Genomic DNA, 23,200 nt, shown 5'->3' on the forward strand with positions numbered 1-23,200 from the left:
TAACAGCAGTAGAAGCGAGTATCTACATGATGTGTCTACGTTAGTACTTAGGTAAAGTTTTTATCTTGGTATTACTAATATAGAATGTGGAGGAATTAGAGAAGACTTACAGGGAGGAAAAGAATGCTAGGATAAGGCAGAGAATACTGGGGGTGAAGATGTACCTCGTGGACGGGTTCAGGGAGTACAGGGTGGCCGAGGTCCTCGGGGTTTCGTACTCAACGGTGAAGAAGTGGGTCGCGAAGTACAAGAGGGGAGGGGTCGGAGCGTTGAGGGATAGGCCAAGGTCGGGTAGGCCCAGGAAGTACTCCAGCGAGGAGGTGAAGAAGGTGCTGGAGACAAGTCCCAGGGAGCTGGGATACAACCTGGAGGGGTGGACCATGAGGGCGCTGAACGCTGAGCTGAGGAAGAGGGGGATAGTTTACAATAGGTATCACCTTTACAGGGTAGTGCACCAGCTGGGGTACGGTTTCGTGACGCCCAGGCCGGTGAACGCCAGGGCCGAGGTGGAGAAGCACCGCGATTTTAAAAAAAGTGAAGGAACTGATGGGACGCAGGATAGCGTTCTTCGATGAGACAAGGGTGGTGGTGGGCACCACGGTGAGGAGGTGCCTCGCCAGGAGGGGTTCCAGGCCCAGGATCAGGGTGAACCTGGGCTTCCAGCACTTCTACGTCTTCCTCGCCCTTGACGCCATTTCAAGGAAGGTGCTGTACACCCTCTACAACTCCCTCTCCAGCAAGAACATGAAGAGCTTCGTTTACAGGATGGAGAGGAAGTGGGGCAGGGAGACCAAGTACCTCGTCCTTGACAACCACTCCTCCCACAAGACGGGGGCTATCCTGGACCTGTTCAGGAGAAGGGGAGTGAGACCCGTTTTCACCCCAAAGTACTCGCCAGAGCTAAACCCTGTGGAGAGGATCTTCAAGGACCTGAAGTTCCACCTTGCGAACAGGTTCTTCAACAACGTGGAGGAGGCAAGGGAGGAGGTGAGGAGGTTCTTCGAGGAACATCACGATCAGTTTAATCTTGATGTGGTCCAATATCTGGATTTAGATGAAATAGAGGTAGAAAACAATGGATAAAAACTTCCACAAAGTACTAGCGGAGTCCACGGACCTGACCATGTCCGCAACCACGAGCTTGAAGTTGAACTTCCTCCACACCCTTGCAAAAAGCCTCCAGTAACTCCTCGCGTCCTCCTCCTTAGCCAGGAGGAAGTCCAGCACAGCCTTCCTACCCTCGCGCGTGACGCCCATGGCCACCAGGAGGACTCCCTTCCCTCCCCTGAGCTTGACCCACTTCCCGTCAGCTATCACGTACCGGAAGTCTCCCTCAACCTCAAGCTCGGGGGTCCAGAGCCTCGCGTTCATCTTCCCTCCCAGCACTGAGTAGAACGTGAGCAGCTTCCTCAGCACATCTTCCTCCTCCCTCAGCAACTCCCTCTCAACCCCCGTCCTCACCCTCCCCTTCCCGTCGTACATCACGGGCAACCTCACGCTCATCCACCTGAGCCTGTACTCAATCCTCCTGCCCTCCATCACCACCGAGAAACCAGTTAGGAACCTGTACCTCGCGTATCCCCTCCTCTTGAGCCTCTTCCCCCTCGCGTACCTCGGGCTTACCTCCTCCGCCTCCCTCATCGCTAGCCCTTCGACCTCCTCAACAGGTTTATTTATGAGCCAGTGCTTAGGAAATACGGGGTCGAACACGATGTGTACCAACTCCTCCTGGAGTTGGTACGCGGGTTCGATAGTTAGTTTGCTCATGGTATGACATCGTGTTCGGCCCCCTTAAAGTATTACTGAAAAATGATAGATTGATTTTGATCATCTCACGTAGATTAACTAATTACAATTCGCAATGGAAACCTGAATCGCCCGTTCAAAATCCCTATGTACTTCAGAGCATTGTATAGGTGATGTATCATAATATCCATAAGGAACTAGAATTCAATTCGCAATGGAGACCTGAATGGCCCAGGTGTTCCGTGCTAAGGGGTTTAAGCGTATTTATGTTCGGCAAAGAATAATCCTTGATTCTTTATGTGGCCGCAGAGTGAGAGAATATCTGGCGGGTAAATGTAGTGTCCTAGAAGGTAACGTGAGTTTCAAGAGATTATGATATCATTTCCATCCCACGTGACACAAGGTCATAGCCGTAAACTTGATGATTTTCTCCAATCCCCTGCGGGTGTGTGAGGTTAAAGAGGCTACTAAAGTCATAAGCAGGAACTTGAGATAAAACAGTGGCTGAATCTATGAAATGAAGGGAGCCTAGTTCCAGAATCTAAGTCATGATAACTACACTAGTACTTTGTGGAAGTTTTTATCCATTGTTTTCTACCTCTATTTCATCTAAATCCAGATATTGGACCACATCAAGATTAAACTGATCGTGATGTTCCTCGAAGAACCTCCTCACCTCCTCCCTTGCCTCCTCCACGTTGTTGAAGAACCTGTTCGCAAGGTGGAACTTCAGGTCCTTGAAGATCCTCTCCACAGGGTTTAGCTCTGGCGAGTACTTTGGGGTGAAAACGGGTCTCACTCCCCTTCTCCTGAACAGGTCCAGGATAGCCCCCGTCTTGTGGGAGGAGTGGTTGTCAAGGACGAGGTACTTGGTCTCCCTGCCCCACTTCCTCTCCATCCTGTAAACGAAGCTCTTCATGTTCTTGCTGGAGAGGGAGTTGTAGAGGGCGTACAGCACCTTCCTTGAAATGGCGTCAAGGGCGAGGAAGACGTAGAAGTGCTGGAAGCCCAGGTTCACCCTGATCCTGGGCCTGGAACCCCTCCTGGCGAGGCACCTCCTCACCGTGGTGCCCACCACCACCCTTGTCTCATCGAAGAACGCTATCCTGCGTCCCATCAGTTCCTTCACTTTTTTTAAAATCGCGGTGCTTCTCCACCTCGGCCCTGGCGTTCACCGGCCTGGGCGTCACGAAACCGTACCCCAGCTGGTGCACTACCCTGTAAAGGTGATACCTATTGTAAACTATCCCCCTCTTCCTCAGCTCAGCGTTCAGCGCCCTCATGGTCCACCCCTCCAGGTTGTATCCCAGCTCCCTGGGACTTGTCTCCAGCACCTTCTTCACCTCCTCGCTGGAGTACTTCCTGGGCCTACCCGACCTTGGCCTATCCCTCAACGCTCCGACCCCTCCCCTCTTGTACTTCGCGACCCACTTCTTCACCGTTGAGTACGAAACCCCGAGGACCTCGGCCACCCTGTACTCCCTGAACCCGTCCACGAGGTACATCTTCACCCCCAGTATTCTCTGCCTTATCCTAGCATTCTTTTCCTCCCTGTAAGCCTTCTCTAATTCCTCCACATTCTATATTAGTAATACCAAGATAAAAACTTTACCTAAGTACTAGCGCTTGAGCTCTCGGGAATAGACGCGAAGAGGCAGCTCTGCCTCAACCACGTCAAGAGGCGCTTAGACCGCGACGAAAGGAAGGAGGTCGACCTCCTGCTCTCTGGCCTGCTCCAGTTCCCCAACAGGATCAAGGAACTGGTGGAACGCGGTCTCCTCTCCTTCCTCTCCCTTCCTCAAGAACTTCAGCGCCTCCTCTCCACCAACAACCTGGTGGAGTCCTTCAACTCCCTGGTGGAGAGGAGGAGGTTCGGCAAGTGCCACACGCCCCACAGGCTAACCCAGATCGTCTGGGCCATCGCCGATAACTACAACATTTTGGATAATTTTTTGTAGAAATGGAATAATATCCATATACTTTTCGTTTTCTTTATGATCGAAACGTCACTACTCAATTAATCCTACATTGAATAATGAGAAATGAAGGAACTAGAATTCAATTCGCAATGGAGACCTGAATGGCCCTTTTGAACGCAGGTATAAAGCAAATTGCATTCACTAATGTCCAAATGCAATACCTGGCCATAAACAAGGCAACACATAACTGACGCGTTAGAGGCTTGCACGATCTCTCCACTAAGATGGCGCAGGGTCGAATCTCCAATGTCTTCGTGTTTCCCTTTAAGGAGGAACTTTTCCAGTTTTCTGGCACATCTGAGTATCTTCCTAGATTTAGCCAGATAGAGACTCTGGCGAAAATGCATTCAAAAACATGTTTAACCACGGACTTCAAGATAGCCACAGGAGGTTATACCTCTCAATAAGTGAAGGGCCAACGCTCTCAAGATTTATATTAGTTCCCTTGATTTTAGTGAGTATGAGGTTTTCAATAACAAGTATAAAGGGTGGTGTTGGAAAGTCGACAGCCTCAGTGTTACTATCACTGGAATTAAACAGGTTAAATAAGGGAGTTATACTGGTTGACATGGACCTATCAGGTTACACATCCTTCCTGGCGAGACTGGACGGACCAGGGCTCCTATCATCCATAGTTGATGGCCTAAATCGCGAGAAGTATTTTAAGGACGAGGGAAATACCCGGATAGTTAAACTGGCTGGAGACGGCCCAAGGATGAAGATTGACGTCGAAAAGATACGTAAGGATGAAAGGCTATTCACCAGGTTTCAAGAAACATACTTTAAAGCCCTTTCATTTCCACATGAGTATACCATTATTGATAACTATCCTCTTTCTTCACCCACGGACGAAGAGATCGCCCTGGAAAGGGAAATCTATTCGCTCAGGCATAAAGACCGCTGTTACGACATAAAGGTAACCGACTCTAACGAATTTGACATTAACCAGACCCTTGAATATGCCATCTATCAGAAGAGCAGGGATTCATGCGAGACGCTTGCCTTAGTGATAAATATGATTCCGTCCCCATCAAGAAAACGCACACTTGAAAATAACATGAATACTCTCCTGAGCAAGATAGATGCTAAGGTTGGAATACTTGTCCCGTTCATTGAGGAGCTTTTTCAGTACTCTGGCCCCATAAGGGATATCCCTAGGCTCCCACAATTCGCCAGACTGGCTGAAATGATTGTTAGTGGAGATGTGGACAAGGGGAGGGAGAAAACAGTGATCAGTTACTAGTCTTCAACGAACTTGTAAAAAGAAGTTTATTTTAGCGAATCATGAAGTAGACTATGACCCATGAATTTGTATTCGAAGATACGGTAAGGATATATGACACGGATGCCCAAGGCATAGCACACTACGCATCCTATTACCGTTTCTTCACAAACACAATAGAGAAATACATGAAGGATAAAGCTGGTATACCCTACCCAAACGTGAACGATCAGTTATGGTTTGTAATGGTTGAAACTCACGCTGTATACAAGAGGCCAGTGAGATTAGGGGATGAGCTCACCATTATGATCTCGCCACAGGTAGTGTCCAAGAAGGTTATTAGGTTTGATCTTAAGATTTTGATTAAGGGGAATGTAACCACAGAGGGATACGTGACACAGGTGGCCATAGATCCCAAGGTCTGGAGATCGGTGGAAATACCCGAGGACATCCTGAAGAGGATAGCTGAGGTTTAGCTACCTCAGGTTTCCCTGACTACCTCCCTGACCCTGCTTGCTACCCTGACCTACAGGCCTTTGACCAGCTCTAACCCTAGGCATCACTGGAATCAGGGCTAGAACTCCCATGAGACTGCCCAGAACCAGGTAAATCTCTGACACTTCCACATTTAACGTGTAGAGATAGGCGAAAACGAAACTCCCTAGAATTCCTCCTAGTGCCTTTCCCGTATAGAGGATACCACTGTTCACTGTTGAAAACCTTGTACCGAATATTTCCCCAGCAACGTTGAAGTATAACGTTATCATGGACCCACCTGCGAATCCTATGAGGACCGTCGTGGGAACCAGCTGACCCAGAAGTAGAGTCAAGGATCCCACCAGCAATATGGTGTTCAATATGAGGGTTGTTCTCACTATGCCAACCCTGTCAGCTATCCTTCCCATGATTGGCCTCATACCGCCACTAAGAAGTGGAAAAATGGAGATAAGGATGGTAAGTTCCTCTGGTGAGAGGTTTTTCCCAATGACTGCCAACTGGGATGAGATTGCCGTTAGGGGAATAACTGCGCCCACGAAGGAGACATAGATTAACCAGAACTTGGTTGTGAAAATAACCTGCCCCGGTGGCCTCCCTTTACTTGAGGCTGGATACTTGACTAGGGACATCAGGGCTGTGACCAGTACAAGCTCCGAGAGACCGATGGTCAGGGTAACAACCTTGTAATTATCAACGTGAAGTATCAGGGGATTTGCCACCACTGAACCCAGTCCAAATCCCATGGACACTATACCCGTGGCGAAGCCCATCCTGTCACTGAACCATTTCATGGCTAGGTTGGCTGCTATCCCATAAAGAATTCCTTCACCTATGCTTCCCAAGGACCAGAACACGTAGAAGTAAATGATACTGGGCGAGAAATAAGTTCCAAGAAAGCCCAGCGAGGCAAGTAATGACGCCACTATGCCCACATTTCTCGGTCCATCCTTGTCGGCAAAGTGACCTCCCAATGGCTGAAAGAAGGAGGAAAACACGCTGAAGAGGGTGAAGCCAAGCGCAATCTGCACCACGGAAACGTTGAAACCTTCCTTGAGAAGGGGTTCCAGGGCATTCCAGGAGTACTGATATAAGGAGTTGAAACACATCACGATGAAACCAATCACTAGGAACGTCTCTCTTTTCATTGTTTCATGAACTTGGTTCTTTTTAAAAAGATTTCTCTCGATTAAGCTTGAATAACATAAACATTGCTAAATTATTGATATTAAAAATGATTAATCAGGGTTCCATAGTGAGGAAAGTAATAGAATGAGGGTTTCCTGAAGATCGCATCACTGGGTTGGAGTCCTTATCCATCCCTCCCTGGTCTTCTTGAGCCCGTGGATTCTTCCTAGAACCATGTCCCTGTACCTTTTGAAGATTGAGAGATTATCACATTGAAGAACTCCCTCGTAAAAGGCGTCTATCACCGTGGTGTTGAATTCCTGTATTTCGCGTTCAAGAGATTCCACCTTTACGTAATGTAAATCGATTTCCCCGGGTGGTACACCTGGCCTCTCCTTTCCCACAACCAGGAGGTCCCAGTCGCTGTAGATCATGTTATCTCCGCGTGCCCTTGACCCAAAGAGGATGACCGTATACTCCTTTCCACAAAGCGCAGAGACATATTCCCTCACCTCTTTCTCTTCCTCCGCGTAGATCTCCCACAGATCAGATACTATTGAGTAATTTTTCCATGCATTTGACACATTTCTCACCCTCCTGTCTCTCTAGATCAATAAAACTCTCCTCTGGATACCTTGAGCCAGTGTAGAGCATTGAAAGATAGTTTGCGCAATCCAGTAGCTCGTCATACATCGCTACTCCGTGTAATTTGCTTATCTCCTGTAGTAATCTCTTCAAAGAATGTGTGTACAGAATGGAACCTGTACGTTGAAGAATATACCCCTTGAATCTCAGTTCCACAGCCATGTGGGAATGAAAACAGGCCTCGGGATAGTAACCTTTCTCCATCAGAAGTATAGCCACTTGCTTCTCCTGCTCGCTCTTTTCAAACCACTTGGCCACAATTGATTGTTAACAATCACGTTATAAACATTGAACTTACCGGGTTGGAGGCTCAAGAGAGACCTATCGAGGAAATATCATCTCCCTTTTGACCTGAATTGAGGATGGGATAGTTACTCCCTCAGCGCTGATCATGCAGAATTCCGGCGACGGACCCATGGCCAGCAACCTCCTCCATAGGGATCCGCTCACCTCCAGTGATGCATAGAATTTCTCGTATTGAACTCCCCGGGGCTTGGAGAACCAGGTCGCCACATCCTGCCTTACCTCACTCAACTCCCCAGCCTTTAGCGCCAGTAAGGTCCCCTTACCTTCAAGGGAGAAGGACGCTATCTCGTCATGAACTGTCCTCGTGTCCTTCTCCACTGCATCTATCAGCCTGTCGAGAACCCCAGAATCCTCAATGAGGTACCAGTCCTCATACACGTCACCCTGAGGCATCCACGAGACCCCAGAAATCCTGTAACTGGTAGAATGAAGAAACCCCCTAACCCCTACCCTCTGGAAATTCTCGTGAAATCGGATCAGGTATTCCTCGTACCTCTCCCTGTTCACCTGCGGATCTCTCCTGTGCCAGAACACATAGGCCTCCATCTCAAGTCGCCAGTTTCTTCACCAGTTCATAGAAGTTCTCATAGGGATGTATGGGATACACCTCTATGTCAACTCCATACCCCATTTCCTTCATGATGGGGAGATTCTCCAAGATTTCGTCAAGTTGCTCGTGGGAGTTCACATCCAGAACCGCTACGACCTCCCTCTTCCCCGATACCTTCCATAAGCCCTTGATTACTCCCTGCTTCAACGCAGGTAGGGCTGCCTCAGCCTCCCTTTGCCAGATCTGCATCAGATGTCTCTGGGTGAGAGACTCGGGCTGACGTATCTTAAACCAGACAAGGTATAACATTATTACAATTTCGTTCCATAAGTAAATAAACATTTTTATGGGATGAAGGTACTGAGTCACTGTCTAGTCCATCCCTGCGTCCAAACACAAAGGATGTTTCCCATCTGTTATAAATTGCTTATTAACCTAGTAATCAAGTATAATGCCATGGGCAGACAGGAAAGGTTCTGGGCCTCAATTCAAGACGTGATTCAAGGAATTGAGCAACACCCCTTCATTACGGGGCTTGTGGACGGATCACTTCCCATGGAAAGCTTTCAATTTTACATAGTTCAGGATGCCCTCTACCTCAAGGAGTTCGGGAAGGTCCTTCTAATGGCATCCGTGAAGGCTGAGAACGAGGAGCAGAGAGTGAATTTCCTTACCCACGTCCTGGACTCCATCAAGGTAGAGGAAGGACTTCACTCCTCCTTTCTGAGGAAGTGGGGAGTGGATCTGGAGATGCAGGAAATGTCTCCCGTGAACAGGGCATACACCTCCTTTCTACTCAGCGTTGGCTATTCCTCCCCCTTCCCTGAGATTTTGGCGGCAGTCCTGCCCTGTTACTGGATATACATGCACGTGGGGAAGTCCCTTGTGAAGAGGGGATCTCCCGTGGAGGAGTACAGGAGGTGGATAAACACGTATGGAGGCGAGGAGTACGAGAAGGGAGTGAGATGGGCCATCAATCAACTGGAGAGGGTCAGCGTGGATGAGATCACGGAGAGGAAAATGATGGAGAACTTCAGGCTCGCATCAATCTACGAATTCATGTTCTGGGATTCAGCCTACAGGAGGGAACATTTCCCCTTTCCGGTAAAGAGTAGAGGATAAAAAAGAATATCTTTTCCCAACCTGTCAGGACATAGGTGCCCTTCCCAGAGGGGCCTTGGCACCCAGTGCCTCAGCCACTACCTGAGCCAGTCCTGTATACCACGCTGCTATTGCGGTCAATATGCCCACATATCCGCCCGCGTGCGACAGCCCCGCATTTCCCGTCATGGCACCTATCCCCAACAGGAAGAAGGTTATCCACAGGAGAAGGAAGGTCACGAATAGTCCCATGTTTGACTTGAAAGTCCCTATCCACATTACGAATGTAAATATTCCGAACGCCACTAGGACATATCCTATACCCACCGCAGTAACGTCTCCAAAAATTCCTAGAGACGTCAGGAAGAACCACTCCCAGAACGCGCCATATGTAAAGAAGGCAACGTATCCGAAGGTATTGCCTGCCCTCCACTCCAGTATTCCCGCAAGGAGCTGGGCCAACCCTCCATAAAAGGCAGCCAAGCCCAGAACCGCGTTAACTCCACTGGAAAGTAGACCTGCGTTATACGTACTTAAAACGAGGGTGGTTAGAGCGAAACCTGAGAGACCTAGGGGTGCGGGATTTGCTCTTTTTTGTTCTGTCATGTAGATTCCTCCCATCTTCTCATCTAGAAAATTTAAATCTTTTCTAAGTCTTCCATACTACAGCAAATTTATAATATAAATTTCCAAAGGTATTTGCATGTCTCAGTCGGAAAATGAATCAGGTCTACCTTTTCATGAGAAAATAACACCGGAGCTACTCAAGCACAGGCTGGTAACTCCCGAGGAATATCTGAGGATCCACAAGAGGACGGTGGAGAACAATCAGGAGTACTGGGAGTCTGTTGCAAGGGAGCTGGACTGGTTCAAACCATGGGAAAAGGTGCTTGATGACTCGCGTCCGCCCTTCTATAAGTGGTTCGTTGGTGGAGAGCTCAACGCTTCTTACCTAGCAGTTGACAGACATGCCCACTCCTGGAGGAGAAACAAGGTTGCCATAATATGGGAGGGCGAGCCCTGGGAGAACGGTCCCAAAGAAGTGAGGAAGCTAACTTACCTTGATCTCTATCGTGAAGTGAACAGGGCAGCATACCTTCTCAAGGAGGTTTACGGGCTCAAGAGGGGTGATACAATAGGGATTTACCTTCCCATGATTCCAGAACTCCCGATCTTCATGCTGGCCGCCGCTAGGTTGGGTGTCGCCTTCACCGTAGTCTTCTCAGGTTTCAGTGCACAGGCGGTAGCTGACAGAATGAACGACGCTGACGCAAAATTGTTGATCACCGCGGACGGCGGTTGGAGAAGAGGTAGGGTTGTCCCCCTAAAGGAGATTGTGGACAAGGCCCTTGAGACCGCCACCACGGTGAAGAACGTTCTTGTTGTGAGAAGGACAGGGATAGAGATCAGCATGAAACAGGGGAGGGATGCGTACCTGCACGAGGTCATGGCCAAGGTCCCAGTGAACGCATATGTGGAACCCGAGAGGATGAAAAGCGAGGATCCTCTCTACATACTTTACACCTCAGGAACAACAGGCAAGCCCAAGGGCATAGTCCATGATACTGGGGGATACATGACCCTTCTGCACAACACAATGAAGCTGGTGTTTGATATCAGGGACACTGACGTTTTCTGGTGCACAGCGGACATTGGCTGGGTCACGGGGCACTCGTACATAGTCTTTGGACCACTTCAGGAAGGAGCTACGGAGGTGATGTACGAGGGGGCCATGGACTTCCCTGAGCCCGACAGGTGGGTATCAATTGTGGAGAGGCATCAGGTCTCAATACTCTACACCTCCCCAACGGCGATAAGGACTTTCATGAAGCAGGGAGAGCAATGGATAAAGAAGCACGACGTTAGCAGTGTAAGGCTCATTCACTCGGTGGGAGAGCCCATTAACCCTGAGGCGTGGAGATGGTTCCACAAGCTTGTTGGAAGAGGTCAGGTTCCCTTCGGAAGCACGTGGTGGATGACCGAAACTGGAGGAATCATGATATCCCATACACCTGGAGGTTACCTGGTACCAATGAAACCTGGGACCAACGGCCCTCCAGTTCTGGGGGTGGAGGCTAACGTGTTTGACGAGGATGGGAAACCCATGCCGGAGGAGCAGAAGGGTTACCTGGTGATCACCAAACCGTGGCCAGGAATGCCCCTCACCATCAACAAGGATCCAGAGAGATACGTGAAGGTTTACTGGAGCAAGTTCCCCAACGTTTTCTATGCAGGGGATTATGCCATAAAGGACAGGGACGGATATTTCTGGATACTGGGAAGGGCTGATGAGGTTATGAAAATTGCTGGGCACAGGATAGGAACATACGAACTGGAATCTGCACTGGTTCAGCATCCCGCCGTGGCTGAGGCCGCTGTGGTGGGCGTTCCGGATCCGGTCAGGGGTGAGGTGGCTGAGGCGTTCGTTATCCTTAGATCTGGTGTTGAACCAAGTGCGAAGCTCAAGGAGGAAATAGTGAAGTTCGTGAGGGAGAACTTCGGACCCATTGCCGTGTTCAGGGAAATCCACTTCGTGTCCAAGCTACCTAAGACCAGAAGCGGTAAGATAATGAGGAGAGTTATCAAGGCAGTTGCCACAAACTCCCCTGTGGGGGATGTGACCACGTTGGAGGACGAGGCCTCAGTGGAGGAAGTGAGGAAGGCCTTCCAGGAGCTCAAGGAGCAGGTGGGGAAGTGAAATAGGAGAAATAGATCCTCCCAGCTACGTTGCAGATGGCCATAACGTTCTTTTTTAGAAACTCCTTCATCTCCTTTTTCACTCCGTAATAGGCTAGGGTGATCTTGGGATACACAGTTATACCGTTTATGGAGGCGTTGAGCTGGATCACGAAGTTGATTGAATTGTTCTTTTCATTCACGTTACTCTGAAGGGAGAAGCCAAAACCGGGGTTATCAAACCTGATCTCCATTTTCTTCTCCACATCCCTGAGCTTATCAGCTGTGAAGATAACCATAAAGTATCTCAAAAGGTCCTTCCTCGTTAGTTTATACTGTTTGCTTCTTCCTAGTTCCATTGTCTCCAGATCGCACAGGCCCTGGCACTGGGAACCGTAACATAGCTGACAGTACTTGGAAAGCAATATCCTAGCGAATAGATTTCCCATCCCCTCCACGTCATAGTAGTAAAGGAGGTCTCCATCAGTGATTGCCCTGTCCACAAAGTCGGAATAGGGAATGTCCTGCTCCTTGGCGTTAAGGAATTGAACCACGCTGGATTTTCCCCTGACCATCGTGTAGTTCTTCAGATCGTATTCCATTTCCAGAAGCCTCATGAGAGGTACCTCACCGTTCTCCGCCTTCACCTGGTCCAGTATCCTCGATGTGGACCCCTTCCCCGATTTTCGTTCCACGATGTAACTTACGTCCACTCCCTCCTTGTGAAGGGATCTCAGCGCCTCATCCAGGTCGTCATATTCGGGAGTCTTTGGGGTCAGGGTCACAACAAGGTACTTAACCCCCTTGGACTCGCTCTTCCTTATCAACCTGCCCAGTCTCTGATAGAACCTGAGAGGGCTCTTTGGTACGTCAGTCATTATCAGGAGTCTGGCCTCTGGAATATCTATCCCTTCCTCTCCAACGTGGGTTGATATGATCACGTCTACATCACCGTTTTTTGCCTCATTTACGATCTGCAGGCGTTCCTCCTTGTTTAACTCCCCGGTTAAAGTCTTGACCCGGGTTATGCCCATGTTGTGGAGCAACACCTCGAACTCGTGGGCAGTTGAACGCCTAGCTGTGAAGATCAGAACCGGTCTGTGCTCCTCAACATCGTAGGCCTCCAAAATCTCCTTGATGCTACGGGCCTTGTGGCCTAAACCCTCGGTACTGCACAACGTCCTCAAAGCCACGTTATCTGACACCTTATCCCTGAGATTCTCGAGGCTCTCGCAGAAGGCCGTCTTTCCATGACTGTAAAGGGTGAACCTGAGGAAACTCAGGGCCCTTTCATCGCCGGCCACCTTCCCCTTCAATAGGGCATCGTATGCCACGTTTTCTACCCCGTCCATCTCGGCGTCAAAAACGTCGGCTATAGCCTTTGGAAGGGTGAAGGATGGATCGATCTCCGACAGCTTCCTGAAATCGTAAGCTAAGAGAGAGGGCATACCAAAGGTTTCCACAAACCTGGAGTCCATACTGTACCTTTTGGAGCTTGGGAGGAGGGCAGTGAAGCCTATCACGATCTTTGGCCTCATGGAAAGCAAACCTGACATGTACCTGGGATCGCCGAAGGCATGATGGACCTCATCCACGATAACTGCATCTACCCTAGGCATGCACTTGGAGGAAGTAAAGGGCGTTGAAACCACGAGCTCCTTTCCCTCCTCGAAGCTGGCGCAATTTCCCTCATACTCCTCCCCAACGCTGTCGAAGACCTTAACCCAGAAGTTATGATACATCTGATCGCACAGAAGCCTGGTTGGCTCCAGGACCAGTACCCTCATTCCCTTCCTTCTGAGATGGTCAGCCAGCATGAGCTCCACAAGCGTCTTTCCAGAACCTGTGGGCATGGAGACCACTACGAACCTGCTTTTTTCCAGGGTGTTAAGGACGTCAGTGACTACCCTTTCCTGATATGGGTAGGGTGTGAAACCGAGGGAGTCCCTAAGTTTCTCAGCAAACGTCTCGGAAATACTCACAAAAAGTAAGCGACTTCGAGGGTTAATATTATTGATCCGTTCACATCAGGGGCGCGTTACAGTAGAGGCAGGTGGTTCTATTGGCTGGATTTGACCTGGCACATTTGGGACATATCTTCACCTGAAGTGCGCCGAACCTGTTGGGGAGAGTTGCACCACATCTCTTGCAGTGTGTAAGAACGTCTGGATTCATCTCTCCACAATTAACGCATTTAACTTTTCCCATTTCCCCTGATAAAATTCAATGACACACCCTTTAAAATTTCCTGTGAGGTTGTTGAGATTTCTAGGTAGCGAAGGGACCACCAGGATCACGACCTGACTTCCCTCAGCTTTAGATACCAGAAGGAGGTGATCAATCTCAGGACGGCCGACGTTAGTAGCAAGGCCCTAATATCCGTCACTAGCCCCAGAAAGGGAATAAGAAGGTTCAGTATGAAACTTGATAACACTGACCCAGCGAGGGCCCCCAAACCTTGCAGAACAGAGTAGAAAGCTAGGGCCACCTTCATATCCTCCTTGGAGGAGCTATCATACAGGTAACTTATGTACGCAGTTGACCCCACCATGCTCGTGAAGCCCGCAACAACCTCAGCCAGATAAATGTAGTATACGCTTGGGGATAGGACATAGGATAAGGGGAAAACAGTGAGGAGTGCCCTTCCCAGGAACATGGCTATCCTCCTGTTTCTGGTTATCAGTCTCGCCACCCATCTCCTCATGATAAGGGAGGAGATTCCTCCAATAACCGAGATGATCGCAATGTTCACGTAATTCATGTGAAAGATGTATATCTGTGCCAGAGGGAAAAGGGGCCAGGCAAAGGACCAGAAAAAGGTGAATACGGTGGTGAGTGAGAGGAAACCCCACATGCTCCTGGGAACGTGAAATCTCCTTGCAGGATCTTCATAATCAACGTCAGATTGCCTCAACACTAGGATCGTGAACAGGGTGATTACCCCGCTTAGAATGAAGGGAACCTTGATGAGTTGTAACGACGATCCCGCGAATATCCCTGCACCAAGAGTTGCAATGAGCCCTCCAACATTGGCATAGGCCGTGTATTGTGTCAGGACCTCTCCCCTAGATGTGGAACTCAGCTTCTCCATCACTAGGTTCCATCCCATTAATGACATTCCAAGACCCAACTCCGCCACGCAGTAGGTTAAGGTAATATAAGGGCCAGTGAAGGGTAAAAGAGACATGATAATCCAGGCAATTCCTGAGATGAGGTTTCCCAAGATCAACATGGTGAGCGCCCTCACCCTGAAGAGGGCAGTTATGAACTCGGAGACTGAAGTTAGCACGGTGGAGGCTGAGCTAATTATACCCAGATACTCGTTCACAACTCCAGACGAGGCCGCGGTGAACGTGATGAAGGGTTGAGATAGGTTGTTGGCCAGACTTTTCAGTACAGCGTAAGTTCTCAACGGTTTCAAGGTTATACACAGATTGAAGAAATGGTATTAATTTTCTGCTCTACATATGAAGAATCTCAATTACATGTAAGTGTGAGGCTTTCCCATTTTCCAGGATTCCATGAGCATCACGTCCCTGGGGTCAGCCAGATTCAGTGACAGGTTGTGCGCGAAGCTTCCCTCACCGAACTTCTCGTCCACAATCTCCAGAGTTACTCTCCTCACCTCCCTCTCATCGGCTATCCCCAGAAGATGAAGATACTCATGCAGGATTACCACGTAAAGATACTCAAACAGATCGGACTGAGGGATCCCACTAAGAGGCACGGTGTTCACATAAATGACGTTCTGACCTGCTCTCACAAATCCTAGAACGGATGGAGTAAACGGTACCAGTTCTATCTCCGCCTTCACAGATTTTCCGCTTCTCCTTAACACATCTCTCGCCACCTCATTAAGTACAGAGTAGGGCGTTTCCAGGGTTGGCATACTAAAATCTCTGCGTCTACTCTTTTATACAAGTGTTAAGATATGGTGATGTTAATTTACTAAATATTGCAATATTTAAATCGTGACTTTTATATGGTCCAAATTAAACCCTGTTAAAGTGAACTATAATTACAGAATAAGTTGGAATGATGAACATCATTTATTTTAGTTTACTTTGCAATTTGAAATGTTTAATCATCAATCTTATATATATGATTGATACAATATAAAGTAGATAAACATGTCCGAGTCGGAAAAGCTGGAAAGGCTAATGAAATTGAAGGGAGCAGTGGCAGCAGGTAAATACACCATGGACGGGAAACTAGTGGAGTACAAGGGAAATCTACCAAAGGATATGGCGGAGATGGTAGCTATGATGTGTGCAGCGAACACCATGATGGGGAGGATGCAGGCTGAGGGTTTCACTAAGTTTTCTGGAATGAAGTGGTCTCCATTTCACGGATGGGCAGTGGCAGCTGGCGACTATGCGGTCTGCGTGATGGGTCAATACGGCGTTTTCGTGGAAATGGCCAAGGCTGACTTCAACGAGATATTCAAGACATTGATGGAAGTAGCCAAATAGACGGGAGATAAATCTCTAGCGTGGAAATTCAAGTAAGGCTTTTTTCCTTCCCCAATTAAGAGCGGATATGAGGCTCTTCACCTTTCTAAAATTTGGCGAAACTAGGATAGGCCTGGAGAGAGATTCAAGGAGGCTCGATCTCTATGAGGCCTACAAGCTGGTGTACGGAACTAAGGAGGCGCCAGGTTTTCTCCTTGATATGAAGAAATTAATCATGCTTGGGAAACCTGTAATGAATGTCCTTCATGAACTGGAAAGGGAGTGGCCTAAGGAGGCTGAACTCACGGGTACGCTGGAATGGTCACCTCCTGTACCCTATCCAGAGAAGATTTTGTGCCCAGCAGTTAACTACAGGGCTCATGGTCAGGAAGCGGGGACAGCACCGCCACCCAAACCATATTTCTTCACAAAATTCGCAAGTTCCCTCGTGGGGCACGAGATGCCTGTCATAAGACCAAAGGTCACGGAAAAACTGGACTGGGAGGTGGAACTGGGCATAGTTATAGGCAAACCTGGGAAGTACATAGAGCCTGAACGTGCCCTGGATTACGTTTTCGGATTCACAGTGTTTAATGACGTTTCGGTGAGAGATTGGCAGTTTCCAGAGGGATGGCCTAAGACGCTGAACCCCTATGGCCAGAACTGGGTTTGGGGTAAGGCCATGGATAGGACAACACCTGTGGGACCAGTGATTGTAACCAGGGATGAGATCGGAGACCCCAACTCCCTCTCCATGACCTTGAAGGTTAACGGTAACATTGAACAGAACGGCAACACTAGAGATCTTATCTTCAATGTCCAGCAACTGGTGAGCTGGGCCTCCAGGGGAATTACCCTTTCCCCGGGTGATATAATCTCCACAGGTACTCCGCCTGGAGTTGGGTTCGCAAAGGGAAAGTACCTCAAACCGGGAGATGTCATGGAGGCAATTATTGAGGGGATTGGAACACTAAGAAATAAAGTGGAACAGGAATAAGGATCTTGGTGATTTTTTGGATTCCTTTAACTGGCTCCTTCTCTCCAGGGCCCTTAGAAGCGTAGGGATAATGTTCGTGACAATATCTAGCTCCCTTTACCTCTCAACCCTAGGACTTTCACCGGTGATAATTGGTCTGGTATTCCTGGGAATGACGGGGTACATAGCTGGGTTCTCCCTCTCCTTGGGCATGCTGGGTGATAGGATAGGCTACAAGAAGTCACTGATTCTTGGGGACCTTGTACCGGCCATTGCCCTCATCCTTCTCATCTCCACTAGGAATCCAGTGATCGTGATACCATCTGCCATAGTTACAGGTTTGGGAGGTACTGCTGGAGGAGCCAGAGGGGCCTTCTCTCCTGGGTTGACTGCTCTGATCGCGAGGAACTGGAGGGAGGATCAGGAAAGGGTAAAGAGGATGGGAAGGCTGACCTCAGTCTCAGCCTTGGCTGGAGCAGGGGGGGGGATTCTGCTAAGTTTCCATGACTATTTACCCTTTGGAAACGTGAATGACTTCCGTTTCCTTTTTGCCGTCGCGTCGGGACTACTCTTCGCTTCCGCCCTGTGTATCCTAAGGGTGGAGGAACGTAAGGGTGAGAGAAAGAGTAGCAGGTTCATGAGGAAGGGGAGTCTTAAGTATGTGTCCAAAATAATAGCCTCAAACACGCTCTCCGGGGCTGGAGTTGGATTGGCTATTCCACTTCTACCCCTCTGGTTTAGCCTGCGCTTCCATGCCTCGCCCCTTGTGATTGGGGCCATATTCACAGGCGCCTCACTGAGCACGTCTTTGGGTTCCTATATGGCCACTAGGATATCTGGGAATGCGCTTAGGCTGGCGTCGCTAACCAGGATAATGAACGGGGGATTTCTCATAGCCATGGCAGTGTCGCCCTTTCTACCACTGGCGGGGGCACTCTACGTGATCAGGGGATTTAACGCCGGTGTCGGTATGCCCAACAGGACCGCAGTGAATGTGAGAGGAGTATCAGAGGACGACTTCGGTACCGCATCCAGCCTTCAGGGAGTGGCCACACGACTCTCACAGATGAGCTCTGGAGCGAGCGGATACCTGCTTGAGGAGAGCTTTGCCCTACCCCTTGAGATAGGAGGAGTGGCGCAGACCCTTGGTGGAATTCTCTATTACGCGCTTTTGAAAGAAAGGGAGGAGAGAAAGGAGGAGAGACCTAAGACCGTGTAGGCTCCTCAAGATACTTTATCCCGTCCTGGAAATACACTGTCATGGAAAGGATATGGATAGTTGCCTATGCCTATCTAGTTTACCTTTTCCTGGCCACCATTCCCCAGCTAACTAACCTTCCGGGATTCAATCTAGGTATACCCATTCTTGTCCTGATATCCGTATATTTTTATCACTCCTACACAAAGCTGAGAAAGGGCTCAGTGGTCTTCTTCATTATAGGATTTCTGATCGGATACCTCTTCGAGTTCCTGGGGGTACATACTGGTTTCCCCTTCGGTAAATACTATTACACGTCGGGTTTGGGATATGAAATCCTAGGGGTACCGCTTATCATTCCCTTCCTCTGGTCCACTCTGGCTTACTTCTCGTACCTTCCATCGGGAAATCCCTTCATTTCCTCCTGGATCATGGTGATGATAGATCTCACTGTTGATCCCCTGTTCTCCAGGTTTGACTGGCACTGGATTACACCGGGTCAGTATTTTGGCGTACCCATCTCCAACTTCGTGTCGTGGTACGCCATCTCCCTTCTAATCTATTTTACATGGAGAAGAAGGGTTACCTTCAAGTACGACGTGAAGGCTTCTCTCTTTGTCTACGGGCTCGTTCTGGACCTTGCCCTTCAAGACTACTTCGCCGGACTAGTGCTTCCCTCTCTCATATCCTTTGTAGTGGCCTCCCTTTCCTTTCTCCTTCTACATGTACTTGCTCGTGGGCTGGGGCACGCCAAATCTGTCAGCGAACATGAAAATAACTAGAGTACCCGCGTTCCTCACCTTGTACATGGTGTTCATCACGTCGTTCTCTGTAAGGTCCTCATCCAGCATTACCCTGCTCACGAATATCAGTTGAGGGATCTCATCGTCTGGCGGAGTGAAACCAACATCAACCTTCATCCTTAACAGCCTGTATCTCAACCCATTGAGGAATTCCTTTCTTTCATTGGGAGGAAGTGACCTGAGCTGGGATTGATGATACTGGTGAATTCCAACAGCCATTCCCAGGACGTATACCCTTGAGTCCTTATCCGGTTTAATGAGCTCCAGCTGGGGTCCACCCTGTTGAGGAGAGATGGCCAGATGGAGAAACTCCTTCGCCTGTGGAACTTCCTTCACGTTAAGTCCCAGAGACCTGAATACCTTCACTGGATCCATGATCTCACCCATACATGGTGCTGGGCTTTGTTTCCCCAGCCCCAAAGGCATCCAGGAACCTCAGAATCACGTAGGTTCCGGCATTCCTCACCGAGTAGAAGGCCTCAAGAAAGTCGTTGGCCCTCAGGCCGTCTTCATAGATCACCTTGCTTACATTTATCAGCTGTGGAATCTCCTGACCTGGCGGTAGAAACGCCACGTCGACTTCCATCTCCATGAGGTAATACTTTATCTCATCAATGAAAGCTTTCCTGGTGGAGGTGCTCATTTTCCTGAGCATGTCCTGGTGGGTCTGATGCACTGCTATACCCATTCCCACAATGTAGAAGGGAGTCATGTTTGTGGGACGTACCACATCCACCACTGGAGCACCCTGAGGAGGGGATACGCTAACATGAAAGTACTCCTTGGCACCGTCAGGAGTCCAGACCTTCATTCCCAGTCCAGTTAACCACTCCTTTATCTTATTCTCCATAGGGGGAGATGAGTCTAGGAATTAAAAACCCTGTCGAAGGTCCTCCTCCACGGCCAACGCCACATTGTAACCGGGAATGCCCGTGACCTGACCACCCGGGTAGGTGCCAGCCCCTGAAAGGTAGAGGCCCTTCACGGGAGTCCTGTACCCCCATCCCTTCATTGGCCTCCCGTCAAAGAGATAGGGGTATCTCATGGGTAAGTGGTTGAGATTTCCTGCAGGTGCATGATAGTGCTTTAACGCATATTCCGCGTTTATTTTCTCCTCGTAAATTATCTCTCCAGAGAACATGGAGAGAACCTCTTCCCTGTCACCCATGAACTCAAGAACGGGGGCTCCGCGCGTATCGTCCACGGCTGACGGCATGACAATCTCTCCAACCTCCAGATCTATTATGCCCTGTAAGTAAGGCTTGAGTTCCTCCTTGACCTTTACCCCTTCCCTGAACACCACGTTATACTTAACCCATCCTCCCCTTCCTGGATCCAGTTTCAGGTCGCTCAAGGGTTCAGTCATGGAGAAAGTGCTGACGGGGCTGATAGCTGACACAACGAGGTCTGCCTTTATCTCTTTCTTCCCTACCCTCACTCCAGTTACCTTACCGTTTCTAACTAAGATCTGATCAACCTTACTCCTAGTTACAATCTGGACCCCCAGGGATTTAGCCTTCTTCTCTATGTAACTAGCAACTGTCCCCATTCCCCCTGGAACAAGTGACCAGTCGTTATAAAAATAGGCCACAACGTAAGCCGGAGAGTCCTCCATGGAAGGATAAATGAAGTATCTGTGCACATCTCTTGGAAGATACTCATTCAGGAAGTGATGAGAGGTTTCCCTCACTATCTCAGGGACTCCCTCTGATTCCGCTACCTCAAGTACCTTTTCCCTTGAGGGAGGTCTTGAAGTGAAGGTGAATCTCGACATGATCTCCTTCATTTTGAGGAGTTTATCCTCGAACTCCGAGAACCTAGGGAAATATCTATTTAGAATCTCCCTTCTCTTCCTGGGATCCCTGTAGAAGGGGATCAATTTTCCATCATATTCAATGGTCTGAAATATATCGTTCTCTATGACGGGTATCCCGAATTCCTGTCTCAGGGATTCGGGCATGATCCCAAGAACATAGGAGGCCCTGCTTATCACTGCCTTGCCCTCCACGGCACTCTCGGTCATTCCGCCCGTTCTGTGGGACGCCTCAAGAACCGTCACATCCAGACCCAGCTTCCTAAGGTAGTAAGAGGCGATAAGCCCGTTATGTCCAGCCCCTATTACCAGAGCTTTCATTTGACCCAATTCCCCGAAGAAGTAAAATGACTTTTGGACAGAAACTGGGAGGGACATGAGCTTAAAATCCCTTCCACATCAGGTAAAATGTGAAGATAGGACTAATATACTTCGGTGGTCAGTACAATCACCTCATCCTGAAGAACGTGAAGTATCTGGGAGGGGATATTGAAACCGTGGATCCTTCCCTACCCCTAGAGAGGGTGAAGGGATATGACTGCCTGATCTTCAGCGGAGGTCCTCAATCCGTGAAGGAGGAATTGCATAGGATGGGGAACTCGCCCCTCTTCGTTAGGGAGCTCAGCGTTCCGAAGCTGGGTATTTGTCTGGGGCATCAACTTATAGCTCACGTCCTGGGAGGAGTCGTGGATAGGGCTAACACTCCAGAGTTCGGGCTGGTCAGGATCAAGGTGGAGGACCATGACACCATCCTAAGAGGTATTCCCTCGGAGTTCAATGCATGGGAGAGTCACAACGACGAGGTGAAGTTCCCTCCTCCAGGGTTCAGAGTTCTTGCAAGTAGCGAGACCACCAAGGTGCAGTCCATGGTTAACTCAGACAACGCTATCTTCACCGTGCAGTTTCACCCTGAGGTTAAACATACCGAGCATGGGACTCAGGTACTTAAAAACTTTCTTGAGGTATGTAAAAAGTAGATGAAGAACAGCGGATCAACTGAGGTGAAAGGTTGTACTGGGTGAGGAGAAACAGATTGGGCGGATCCCACATGCCCTCCCATCTGGAGGAGATCCGAGAGTGGAAGAGGAAGGGGGTCAGGAAAGTCCTGGTGTTAACTGAGGATTGGGAGATTGAGGATACGTGGGGGAACCCTGAGTATTATTTTTCCCAACTCAAGGAGGAAGGTCTGCAGTTCCTCCATGTCCCGGTCCCAGATGGTTATGCCCCCACGAAGGAACAATTTGATGAGATTGTGAGATGGCTGGACAGCGGTAACAACCTAGTTCATTGCGTGGCCGGTATGGGAAGAACAGGCACGGTTCTTGCGGGCTACCTAGTTGTGAGGGAGGGAATGAGTCCAGAGCAGGCTGTGCAGGAGGTAAGGAGATATAGGCCAGGGGCCGTGCAGACCATGCAACAGTTCATGTTTCTTCACGGGTTGACCAACCCTTGAAACTGGAACAGGACTACCTGGTGAACTTTCTCTATCTGGTTCAGAACATGATAGCCAAACAGGTTAACCTGGTGAAACTAGAGAGGGAGCCAAGAGAGATGTGCGGTGTGGACGTTGCATATAAAGGAGAGATGGGAGTTGCAGTGGTGGTCTGTGACGGTGAAACTCAAATTATCAAGAAGGTCAAGGGAAGGGTGAGTTTCCCCTACATCCCCGGATTACTCTTCATGAGGGAAGCTCCCCTCATGGTAAAAGCACTGGAGGACGTCAAACCCGATCTCCTGCTAGTGGACGGACATGGTATAGCCCACCCAAGAAGGAGTGGCATTGCCACTGTGCTGGGCGTTCTTCTGGAAACTCCCACTGTGGGAGTGGCTAAATCCAGACTCGTGGGTGAGATAGTTGAGGAAGGCGGAGTGAACTACGTAACCCTGAACGGGGAGAGGGTTGGGGTCAAGGTGGGAAAGTACTACTACAGTCCTGGTAACCTGGTGAGTCTGGATGACGTGATCCAGCTCAGCAAGATGGGTTACCCCAAGGTGTTGAGGGAGGCTGACAGGTTATCCAAGGTGTATAGGAACGAGATGGACATCAGCTAAACCCTCGTCGTCACCAATCGGTCGGGCAAGTTCTCATCCCAAAGGGGGTCCATCCCGCC

29 protein-coding genes and 1 pseudogene are annotated in these 23,200 nt (G+C 49.3%); 14 read left to right on the forward strand and 16 right to left on the reverse strand.

All coding sequences use genetic code 11. The features are described from left to right. Positions 1 to 86: 86 nt before the first annotated feature. Both QVC96_RS10995 and QVC96_RS11000 read left to right on the forward strand, forming a co-directional pair. Positions 87 to 575 carry a helix-turn-helix domain-containing protein gene (locus QVC96_RS10995; RefSeq protein ID WP_287689274.1) on the forward strand — a complete coding sequence of 163 codons (489 nt, stop codon included), beginning with the start codon at positions 87 to 89 and terminating at the stop codon, positions 573 to 575. Further along, complete coding sequence (locus tag QVC96_RS11000; RefSeq protein WP_287688834.1) at positions 547 to 1,083, forward strand: IS630 family transposase; 537 nt, start codon at positions 547 to 549, stop codon at positions 1,081 to 1,083. The genes QVC96_RS10995 and QVC96_RS11000 overlap by 29 nt, the downstream gene beginning before the upstream one ends. Here QVC96_RS11000 and QVC96_RS11005 read toward each other — a convergent pair. The 3 genes from QVC96_RS11005 to QVC96_RS11015 all read right to left on the reverse strand — a co-directional run bounded on the left by QVC96_RS11005 (position 1,051) and on the right by QVC96_RS11015 (position 3,323). Then, the gene (locus tag QVC96_RS11005) at positions 1,051 to 1,767 is read right to left on the reverse strand and encodes a transposase (RefSeq protein ID WP_425597951.1); all 717 of its coding nucleotides are present in this window, start codon (positions 1,765 to 1,767) and stop codon (positions 1,051 to 1,053) included. The genes QVC96_RS11000 and QVC96_RS11005 overlap by 33 nt on opposite strands. Before the next feature lie 559 nt (positions 1,768 to 2,326). Beyond that, positions 2,327 to 2,863: an IS630 family transposase gene (locus QVC96_RS11010; protein ID WP_287688805.1), complete on the reverse strand. Its 537-nt coding sequence runs from the start codon at positions 2,861 to 2,863 to the stop codon at positions 2,327 to 2,329. Next, entirely contained in the window at positions 2,835 to 3,323 is a 489-nt protein-coding gene (locus QVC96_RS11015; RefSeq protein WP_238027283.1) for a helix-turn-helix domain-containing protein, read from the reverse strand. Before QVC96_RS11015 ends, QVC96_RS11010 begins: the two co-directional genes overlap by 29 nt. Before the next feature lie 195 nt (positions 3,324 to 3,518). On the opposite strand from QVC96_RS11015, the pseudogene QVC96_RS11020 reads away from it, so the two are divergent. The 3 genes and pseudogenes from QVC96_RS11020 to QVC96_RS11030 all read left to right on the forward strand — a co-directional run. Next, positions 3,519 to 3,704 (forward strand): annotated as a pseudogene (locus QVC96_RS11020) (IS256 family transposase); the annotation flags it as partial. Between the two features lie 481 nt (positions 3,705 to 4,185). After that, the gene (locus tag QVC96_RS11025) at positions 4,186 to 4,968 is read left to right on the forward strand and encodes an AAA family ATPase (protein ID WP_287689276.1); all 783 of its coding nucleotides are present in this window, start codon (positions 4,186 to 4,188) and stop codon (positions 4,966 to 4,968) included. Positions 4,969 to 5,021: 53 nt separating this feature from the next. Then, entirely contained in the window at positions 5,022 to 5,423 is a 402-nt protein-coding gene (locus QVC96_RS11030; RefSeq protein WP_287689277.1) for an acyl-CoA thioesterase, read from the forward strand. Here QVC96_RS11030 and QVC96_RS11035 read toward each other — a convergent pair whose 3' ends face one another. The 5 genes from QVC96_RS11035 to QVC96_RS11055 all read right to left on the reverse strand — a co-directional run bounded on the left by QVC96_RS11035 (position 5,424) and on the right by QVC96_RS11055 (position 8,380). Next, the gene (locus QVC96_RS11035) at positions 5,424 to 6,590 is read right to left on the reverse strand and encodes an OFA family MFS transporter (RefSeq protein WP_287689278.1); all 1,167 of its coding nucleotides are present in this window, start codon (positions 6,588 to 6,590) and stop codon (positions 5,424 to 5,426) included. A gap of 147 nt (positions 6,591 to 6,737) precedes the next feature. Next, complete coding sequence (locus QVC96_RS11040) at positions 6,738 to 7,154, reverse strand: nucleotidyltransferase domain-containing protein (protein ID WP_238025369.1); 417 nt, start codon at positions 7,152 to 7,154, stop codon at positions 6,738 to 6,740. After that, complete coding sequence (locus QVC96_RS11045) at positions 7,117 to 7,476, reverse strand: HEPN domain-containing protein (RefSeq protein WP_320056936.1); 360 nt, start codon at positions 7,474 to 7,476, stop codon at positions 7,117 to 7,119. Before QVC96_RS11045 ends, QVC96_RS11040 begins: the two co-directional genes overlap by 38 nt. 60 nt (positions 7,477 to 7,536) lie before the next feature. Beyond that, positions 7,537 to 8,067: a hypothetical protein gene (locus QVC96_RS11050; protein ID WP_287689279.1), complete on the reverse strand. Its 531-nt coding sequence runs from the start codon at positions 8,065 to 8,067 to the stop codon at positions 7,537 to 7,539. Position 8,068: 1 nt separating this feature from the next. Then, positions 8,069 to 8,380, reverse strand: coding sequence for a muconolactone Delta-isomerase family protein (locus QVC96_RS11055; RefSeq protein ID WP_287689280.1), 312 nt, complete (start codon positions 8,378 to 8,380; stop codon positions 8,069 to 8,071). A 147-nt stretch (positions 8,381 to 8,527) separates the two neighbouring features. Here QVC96_RS11055 and tenA point away from each other — a divergent pair, with 147 nt between their 5' ends. Beyond that, positions 8,528 to 9,193, forward strand: a complete 666-nt coding sequence (tenA, locus tag QVC96_RS11060) for a thiaminase II (RefSeq protein ID WP_287689281.1) — start codon at positions 8,528 to 8,530, stop codon at positions 9,191 to 9,193. 24 nt (positions 9,194 to 9,217) lie between these two features. Here tenA and QVC96_RS11065 read toward each other — a convergent pair whose 3' ends face one another. After that, a complete protein-coding gene (locus QVC96_RS11065; RefSeq protein ID WP_287689282.1) occupies positions 9,218 to 9,778 on the reverse strand; it encodes an acetate uptake transporter in 561 nt (186 codons plus the stop codon). A 97-nt stretch (positions 9,779 to 9,875) separates the two neighbouring features. Here QVC96_RS11065 and acs point away from each other — a divergent pair, with 97 nt between their 5' ends. Continuing rightward, complete coding sequence (gene acs, locus QVC96_RS11070; RefSeq protein WP_287689283.1) at positions 9,876 to 11,870, forward strand: acetate--CoA ligase; 1,995 nt, start codon at positions 9,876 to 9,878, stop codon at positions 11,868 to 11,870. Here acs and QVC96_RS11075 read toward each other — a convergent pair. From QVC96_RS11075 to QVC96_RS11090, 4 genes are all read right to left on the reverse strand, one after another. Then, entirely contained in the window at positions 11,848 to 13,830 is a 1,983-nt protein-coding gene (locus QVC96_RS11075; RefSeq protein ID WP_287689284.1) for a DEAD/DEAH box helicase, read from the reverse strand. The two genes, acs and QVC96_RS11075, sit on opposite strands and share 23 nt — an antisense overlap. Before the next feature lie 40 nt (positions 13,831 to 13,870). Next, on the reverse strand, positions 13,871 to 14,056 hold the full coding sequence (locus QVC96_RS11080) for a double zinc ribbon domain-containing protein (protein WP_238025361.1): 186 nt from the start codon (positions 14,054 to 14,056) through the stop codon (positions 13,871 to 13,873). A gap of 85 nt (positions 14,057 to 14,141) precedes the next feature. Continuing rightward, positions 14,142 to 15,269 carry an MFS transporter gene (locus QVC96_RS11085; protein ID WP_287689285.1) on the reverse strand — a complete coding sequence of 376 codons (1,128 nt, stop codon included), beginning with the start codon at positions 15,267 to 15,269 and terminating at the stop codon, positions 14,142 to 14,144. A gap of 60 nt (positions 15,270 to 15,329) precedes the next feature. Beyond that, positions 15,330 to 15,737 carry a hypothetical protein gene (locus QVC96_RS11090; protein ID WP_238025359.1) on the reverse strand — a complete coding sequence of 136 codons (408 nt, stop codon included), beginning with the start codon at positions 15,735 to 15,737 and terminating at the stop codon, positions 15,330 to 15,332. A gap of 241 nt (positions 15,738 to 15,978) precedes the next feature. Here QVC96_RS11090 and QVC96_RS11095 point away from each other — a divergent pair, with 241 nt between their 5' ends. From QVC96_RS11095 to QVC96_RS11110, 4 genes are all read left to right on the forward strand, one after another. Then, entirely contained in the window at positions 15,979 to 16,320 is a 342-nt protein-coding gene (locus QVC96_RS11095) for a DUF2173 family protein (RefSeq protein ID WP_238025358.1), read from the forward strand. Between the two features lie 67 nt (positions 16,321 to 16,387). Continuing rightward, complete coding sequence (locus tag QVC96_RS11100) at positions 16,388 to 17,296, forward strand: fumarylacetoacetate hydrolase family protein (protein WP_238025357.1); 909 nt, start codon at positions 16,388 to 16,390, stop codon at positions 17,294 to 17,296. A gap of 16 nt (positions 17,297 to 17,312) precedes the next feature. Further along, a complete protein-coding gene (locus QVC96_RS11105; protein WP_425597952.1) occupies positions 17,313 to 18,494 on the forward strand; it encodes an MFS transporter in 1,182 nt (393 codons plus the stop codon). A 41-nt stretch (positions 18,495 to 18,535) separates the two neighbouring features. After that, positions 18,536 to 19,255, forward strand: coding sequence for a carotenoid biosynthesis protein (locus tag QVC96_RS11110; protein ID WP_287689286.1), 720 nt, complete (start codon positions 18,536 to 18,538; stop codon positions 19,253 to 19,255). Here the strand turns inward: QVC96_RS11110 and QVC96_RS11115 are convergent. Genes QVC96_RS11115 through QVC96_RS11125 form a run of 3 tightly spaced genes read right to left on the reverse strand, consistent with a single transcriptional unit; the run spans position 19,193 to position 21,410 of the window. Further along, positions 19,193 to 19,651, reverse strand: a complete 459-nt coding sequence (locus tag QVC96_RS11115; protein WP_238025355.1) for a DUF2299 domain-containing protein — start codon at positions 19,649 to 19,651, stop codon at positions 19,193 to 19,195. The two genes, QVC96_RS11110 and QVC96_RS11115, sit on opposite strands and share 63 nt — an antisense overlap. A 4-nt stretch (positions 19,652 to 19,655) precedes the next feature. Beyond that, complete coding sequence (locus QVC96_RS11120) at positions 19,656 to 20,126, reverse strand: DUF2299 domain-containing protein (RefSeq protein ID WP_238025354.1); 471 nt, start codon at positions 20,124 to 20,126, stop codon at positions 19,656 to 19,658. Positions 20,127 to 20,147: 21 nt separating this feature from the next. Beyond that, positions 20,148 to 21,410 carry a phytoene desaturase family protein gene (locus QVC96_RS11125; protein ID WP_287689287.1) on the reverse strand — a complete coding sequence of 421 codons (1,263 nt, stop codon included), beginning with the start codon at positions 21,408 to 21,410 and terminating at the stop codon, positions 20,148 to 20,150. 89 nt (positions 21,411 to 21,499) lie between these two features. Between QVC96_RS11125 and QVC96_RS11130 the strand changes: the two genes are divergently transcribed. Genes QVC96_RS11130 through QVC96_RS11140 form a run of 3 tightly spaced genes read left to right on the forward strand, consistent with a single transcriptional unit; the run spans position 21,500 to position 23,141 of the window. Next, a complete protein-coding gene (locus tag QVC96_RS11130; protein ID WP_287689288.1) occupies positions 21,500 to 22,066 on the forward strand; it encodes a GMP synthase subunit A in 567 nt (188 codons plus the stop codon). A 32-nt stretch (positions 22,067 to 22,098) separates the two neighbouring features. Continuing rightward, complete coding sequence (locus QVC96_RS11135; protein ID WP_287689289.1) at positions 22,099 to 22,542, forward strand: protein-tyrosine phosphatase family protein; 444 nt, start codon at positions 22,099 to 22,101, stop codon at positions 22,540 to 22,542. A gap of 47 nt (positions 22,543 to 22,589) precedes the next feature. Next, complete coding sequence (locus QVC96_RS11140; RefSeq protein WP_287690484.1) at positions 22,590 to 23,141, forward strand: endonuclease V; 552 nt, start codon at positions 22,590 to 22,592, stop codon at positions 23,139 to 23,141. The last annotated feature ends 59 nt before the right edge of the window (positions 23,142 to 23,200 follow it).

Source organism: Metallosphaera javensis (ex Sakai et al. 2022) (assembly GCA_021654415.1).
In the GTDB taxonomy this organism is placed as follows: Archaea; Thermoproteota; Thermoprotei_A; order Sulfolobales; family Sulfolobaceae; genus Metallosphaera; species Metallosphaera javensis.

Bases quoted from the DNA above. Each gene is read 5' to 3' on its own strand.
- QVC96_RS11090 (WP_238025359.1), bottom strand. From the start codon at position 15,737: ATGCCAACCCTGGAAACGCCCTACTCTGTACTTAATGAGGTGGCGAGA.
- QVC96_RS11025 (WP_287689276.1), top strand. From the start codon at position 4,186: ATGAGGTTTTCAATAACAAGTATAAAGGGTGGTGTTGGAAAGTCGACA.
- QVC96_RS11110 (WP_287689286.1), top strand. From the start codon at position 18,536: ATGGAAAGGATATGGATAGTTGCCTATGCCTATCTAGTTTACCTTTTC.
- QVC96_RS11035 (WP_287689278.1), bottom strand. From the start codon at position 6,590: ATGAAAAGAGAGACGTTCCTAGTGATTGGTTTCATCGTGATGTGTTTC.
- QVC96_RS11095 (WP_238025358.1), top strand. From the start codon at position 15,979: ATGTCCGAGTCGGAAAAGCTGGAAAGGCTAATGAAATTGAAGGGAGCA.
- QVC96_RS11115 (WP_238025355.1), bottom strand. From the start codon at position 19,651: ATGGATCCAGTGAAGGTATTCAGGTCTCTGGGACTTAACGTGAAGGAA.
- QVC96_RS11055 (WP_287689280.1), bottom strand. From the start codon at position 8,380: ATGTTATACCTTGTCTGGTTTAAGATACGTCAGCCCGAGTCTCTCACC.
- QVC96_RS11120 (WP_238025354.1), bottom strand. From the start codon at position 20,126: ATGGAGAATAAGATAAAGGAGTGGTTAACTGGACTGGGAATGAAGGTC.
- QVC96_RS11125 (WP_287689287.1), bottom strand. From the start codon at position 21,410: ATGAAAGCTCTGGTAATAGGGGCTGGACATAACGGGCTTATCGCCTCT.
- tenA (WP_287689281.1), top strand. From the start codon at position 8,528: ATGGGCAGACAGGAAAGGTTCTGGGCCTCAATTCAAGACGTGATTCAA.
- QVC96_RS11030 (WP_287689277.1), top strand. From the start codon at position 5,022: ATGACCCATGAATTTGTATTCGAAGATACGGTAAGGATATATGACACG.
- QVC96_RS11100 (WP_238025357.1), top strand. From the start codon at position 16,388: ATGAGGCTCTTCACCTTTCTAAAATTTGGCGAAACTAGGATAGGCCTG.
- QVC96_RS11080 (WP_238025361.1), bottom strand. From the start codon at position 14,056: ATGGGAAAAGTTAAATGCGTTAATTGTGGAGAGATGAATCCAGACGTT.
- acs (WP_287689283.1), top strand. From the start codon at position 9,876: ATGTCTCAGTCGGAAAATGAATCAGGTCTACCTTTTCATGAGAAAATA.
- QVC96_RS11065 (WP_287689282.1), bottom strand. From the start codon at position 9,778: ATGACAGAACAAAAAAGAGCAAATCCCGCACCCCTAGGTCTCTCAGGT.
- QVC96_RS11140 (WP_287690484.1), top strand. From the start codon at position 22,590: ATGATAGCCAAACAGGTTAACCTGGTGAAACTAGAGAGGGAGCCAAGA.
- QVC96_RS11000 (WP_287688834.1), top strand. From the start codon at position 547: ATGGGACGCAGGATAGCGTTCTTCGATGAGACAAGGGTGGTGGTGGGC.
- QVC96_RS11005 (WP_425597951.1), bottom strand. From the start codon at position 1,767: ATGAGCAAACTAACTATCGAACCCGCGTACCAACTCCAGGAGGAGTTG.
- QVC96_RS11050 (WP_287689279.1), bottom strand. From the start codon at position 8,067: ATGGAGGCCTATGTGTTCTGGCACAGGAGAGATCCGCAGGTGAACAGG.
- QVC96_RS11010 (WP_287688805.1), bottom strand. From the start codon at position 2,863: ATGGGACGCAGGATAGCGTTCTTCGATGAGACAAGGGTGGTGGTGGGC.